The following is a 3,674-nucleotide window of genomic DNA, read 5'->3' on the forward strand; positions in this document are numbered from 1 at the left end:
AATCATAACGTCCGGTTTCTTCCGTGTCAGCACCGGGGCGTTGGCATAATGCAATACGTGTACGCGCTAAACCCTGTGTGCATCGTTTTAATTATTCCCGGACACTCCCGCAGAGAAGTTCCCCGTCAGGGCTGTGGACATAGTTAATCCGGGAATACAATGACGATTCATCGCACCTGACATACATTAATAAATATTAACAATATGAAATTTCAACTCATTGTTTAGGGTTTGTTTAATTTTCTACACATACGATTCTGCGAACTTCAAAAAGCATCGGGAATAACACCATGAAAAAAATGCTACTCGCTACTGCGCTGGCCCTGCTTATTACAGGATGTGCTCAACAGACGTTTACTGTTCAAAACAAACCGGCAGCAGTAGCACCAAAGGAAACCATCACCCATCATTTCTTCGTTTCTGGAATTGGGCAGAAGAAAACTGTCGATGCAGCCAAAATTTGTGGCGGCGCAGAAAATGTTGTTAAAACAGAAACCCAGCAAACATTCGTAAATGGATTGCTCGGTTTTATTACTTTAGGCATTTATACTCCGCTGGAAGCGCGTGTGTATTGCTCACAATAATTGCATGAGTTGCCCATCGATATGGGCAACTCTATCTGCACTGCTCATTAATATACTTCTGGGTTCCTTCCAGTTGTTTTTGCATAGTGATCAGCCTCTCTCTGAGGGTGAAATAATCCCGTTCAGCGGTGTCTGCCAGTCGGGGGGAGGCTGCATTATCCACGCCGGAGGCGGTGGTGGCTTCACGCACTGACTGACAGACTGCTTTGATGTGCAACCGACGACGACCAGCGGCAACATCATCACGCAGAGCATCATTTTCAGCTTTAGCATCAGCTAACTCCTTCGTGTATTTTGCATCGAGCGCAGCAACATCACGCTGACGCATCTGCATGTCAGTAATTGCCGCGTTCGCCAGCTTCAGTTCTCTGGCATTTTTGTCGCGCTGGGCTTTGTAGGTAATGGCGTTATCACGGTAATGATTAACAGCCCATGACAGGCAGACGATGATGCAGATAACCAGAGCGGAGATAATCGCGGTGACTCTGCTCATACATCAATCTCTCTGACCGTTCCGCCCGCTTCTTTGAATTTTGCAATCAGGCTGTCAGCCTTATGCTCGAACTGACCATAACCAGCGCCCGGCAGTGAAGCCCAGATATTGCTGCAACGGTCGATTGCCTGACGGATATCACCACGATCAATCATAGGTAAAGCGCCACGCTCCTTAATCTGCTGCAATGCCACAGCGTCCTGACTTTTCGGAGAGAAGTCTTTCAGGCCAAGCTGCTTGCGGTAGGCATCCCACCAACGGGAAAGAAGCTGGTAGCGTCCGGCGCCTGTTGATTTGAGTTTTGGGTTTAGCGTGACAAGTTTGCGAGGGTGATCGGAGTAATCAGTAAATAGCTCTCCGCCTACAATGACGTCATAACCATGATTTCTGGTTTTCTGACGTCCGTTATCAGTTCCCTCCGACCACGCCAGCATATCGAGGAACGCCTTACGTTGATTATTGATTTCTACCATCTTCTACTCCGGCTTTTTTAGCAGCGAAGCGTTTGATAAGCGAACCAATCGAGTCAGTACCGATGTAGCCGATAAACACGCTCGTTATATAAGCGAGATTGCTACTTAGTCCGGCGAAGTCGAGAAGGTCACGAATGAACTAGGCGATAATGGCGCACATCGTTGCGTCGATTACTGTTTTTGTAAACGCACCGCCATTATATCTGCCGCGAAGGTACGCCATTGCAAACGCAAGGATTGCCCCGATGCCTTGTTCCTTTGCCGCGAGAATGGCGGCCAACAGGTCATGTTTTTCTGGCATCTTCATGTCTTACCCCCAATAAGGGGATTTGCTCTATTTAATTAGGAATAAGGTCGATTACTGATAGAACAAATCCAGGCTACTGTGTTTAGTAATCAGATTTGTTCGTGACCGATATGCACGGGCAAAACGGCAGGAGGTTGTTAGCGCAAAAAAAAAATTCCAAAAAAAAAATTCCAAAAAAAAAAAGCGACTAACAAACACAATCTGATGGCAGGTGCTGTTCGGATTCTATCGTGTTTCCCTATTAACCTTAGCAATACGTTACTTCGTTCAGTTACGTATTGCTAAGGTTAATAGGGAAACACGATAGAATCCGAACAGCACCTGCTTACGGTTCACTACTCACGACGATGTTTTTTTTGGTACCTTTTTTTTCACCGGAAAGGACCCGTAAAGTGATAATGATTATCATCTACATATCACAACGTGCGTGGAGGCCATCAAACCACGTCAAATAATCAATTATGACGCAGGTATCGTATTAATTGATCTGCATCAACTTAACGTAAAAACAACTTCAGACAATACAAATCAGCGACACTGAATACGGGGCAACCTCATGTCAACGAAGAACAGAACCCGCAGAACAACAACCCGCAACATCCGCTTTCCTAACCAAATGATTGAACAAATTAACATCGCTCTTGAGCAAAAAGGGTCCGGGAATTTCTCAGCCTGGGTCATTGAAGCCTGCCGTCGGAGACTAACGTCAGAAAAGAGAGCATATACATCAATTAAAAGTGATGAAGAATGAACATCCCGCGTTCTTCCCTCCGAACAGGACGATATTGTAAATTCACTTAATTACGAGGGCATTGCAGTAATTGAGTTGCAGTTTTACCACTTTCCTGACAGTGACAGACTGCGTGTTGGCTCTGTCACAGACTAAATAGTTTGAATGATTAGCAGTTATGGTGATCAGTCAACCACCAGGGAATAATCCTTCATATTATTATCGTGCTTCACCAACGCTGCCTCAATTGCTCTGAATGCTTCCAGAGACACCTTATGTTCTATACATGCAATTACAACATCAGGGTAACTCATAGAAATGGTGCTATTAAGCATATTTTTTACACGAATCAGATCCACGGAGGGATCATCAGCAGATTGTTCTTTATTCATTTTGTCGCTCCATGCGCTTGCTCTTCATCTAGCGGTTAAAATATTACTTCAAATCTTTCTGTATGAAGATTTGAGCACGTTGGCCTTACATACATCTGTCGGTTGTATTTCCCTCCAGAATGCCAGCAGGACCGCACTTTGTTACGCAACCAATACTATTAAGTGAAAACATTCCTAATATTTGACATAAATCATCAACAAAACACAAGGAGGTCAGACCAGATTGAAACGATAAAAACGATAATGCAAACTACGCGCCCTCGTATCACATGGAAGGTTTTACCAATGGCTCAGGTTGCCATTTTTAAAGAAATATTCGATCAAGTGCGAAAAGATTTAGACTGTGAATTGTTTTATTCTGAACTAAAACGTCACAACGTCTCACATTATATTTACTATCTAGCCACAGATAATATTCACATCGTGTTAGAAAACGATAACACCGTGTTAATAAAAGGACTTAAAAAGGTTGTAAATGTTAAATTCTCAAGAAACACGCATCTTATAGAAACGTCCTATGATAGGTTGAAATCAAGAGAAATCACATTTCAGCAATACAGGGAAAATCTTGCTAAAGCAGGAGTTTTCCGATGGGTTACAAATATCCATGAACATAAAAGATATTACTATACCTTTGATAATTCATTACTATTTACTGAGAGCATTCAGAACACTACACAAATCTTTCCACGCTA

At 43.4% G+C, this 3,674-nt stretch carries 6 protein-coding genes and 1 pseudogene; 3 read left to right on the plus strand and 4 right to left on the minus strand.

All coding sequences use genetic code 11. The features are described 5' to 3' along the window. The first annotated feature begins 290 nt into the window (after positions 1–290). On the plus strand, positions 291–584 hold the full coding sequence (gene bor, locus AC2XR2_RS44360; RefSeq protein WP_000738492.1) for a serum resistance lipoprotein Bor: 294 nt from the start codon (positions 291–293) through the stop codon (positions 582–584). 31 nt (positions 585–615) lie between these two features. On the opposite strand, the gene rzpD is transcribed toward bor, so the two are convergent. From rzpD to AC2XR2_RS44375, 3 genes and pseudogenes are all read right to left on the minus strand, one after another. After that, the gene (rzpD, locus tag AC2XR2_RS44365; RefSeq protein WP_000092275.1) at positions 616–1,077 is read right to left on the minus strand and encodes a prophage endopeptidase RzpD; all 462 of its coding nucleotides are present in this window, start codon (positions 1,075–1,077) and stop codon (positions 616–618) included. Beyond that, positions 1,074–1,550 (minus strand): glycoside hydrolase family 24 protein, encoded by a 477-nt coding sequence (locus AC2XR2_RS44370; RefSeq protein WP_000229403.1) that lies wholly within the window; start codon positions 1,548–1,550, stop codon positions 1,074–1,076. Before AC2XR2_RS44370 ends, rzpD begins: the two co-directional genes overlap by 4 nt. Then, positions 1,534–1,857: pseudogene (locus tag AC2XR2_RS44375) on the minus strand (phage holin, lambda family). Before AC2XR2_RS44375 ends, AC2XR2_RS44370 begins: the two are co-directional and overlap by 17 nt. Positions 1,858–2,413: 556 nt before the next feature. Here AC2XR2_RS44375 and AC2XR2_RS44380 point away from each other — a divergent pair. Beyond that, entirely contained in the window at positions 2,414–2,608 is a 195-nt protein-coding gene (locus tag AC2XR2_RS44380; protein WP_001421937.1) for a YlcI/YnfO family protein, read from the plus strand. Positions 2,609–2,772: 164 nt separating this feature from the next. Here AC2XR2_RS44380 and ybcW read toward each other — a convergent pair whose 3' ends face one another. Beyond that, positions 2,773–2,979, minus strand: a complete 207-nt coding sequence (gene ybcW, locus AC2XR2_RS44385; protein WP_001031427.1) for a protein YbcW — start codon at positions 2,977–2,979, stop codon at positions 2,773–2,775. A gap of 285 nt (positions 2,980–3,264) precedes the next feature. Between ybcW and AC2XR2_RS44390 the strand changes: the two genes are divergently transcribed. Continuing rightward, positions 3,265–3,674, plus strand: a 410-nt coding sequence (locus AC2XR2_RS44390; RefSeq protein WP_012775990.1) for a DUF1398 domain-containing protein, incomplete at its 3' end; no start/stop codon positions are given.

This window comes from Streptomyces sp. LS-MS-L19 (assembly GCF_058382285.1).

Excerpts from the sequence above, each read along its gene's own strand:
- bor (WP_000738492.1), top strand. The coding sequence starts at position 291 with ATGAAAAAAATGCTACTCGCTACTGCGCTGGCCCTGCTTATTACAGGA.
- rzpD (WP_000092275.1), bottom strand. The coding sequence starts at position 1,077 with ATGAGCAGAGTCACCGCGATTATCTCCGCTCTGGTTATCTGCATCATC.
- AC2XR2_RS44370 (WP_000229403.1), bottom strand. The coding sequence starts at position 1,550 with ATGGTAGAAATCAATAATCAACGTAAGGCGTTCCTCGATATGCTGGCG.
- AC2XR2_RS44380 (WP_001421937.1), top strand. The coding sequence starts at position 2,414 with ATGTCAACGAAGAACAGAACCCGCAGAACAACAACCCGCAACATCCGC.
- ybcW (WP_001031427.1), bottom strand. The coding sequence starts at position 2,979 with ATGAATAAAGAACAATCTGCTGATGATCCCTCCGTGGATCTGATTCGT.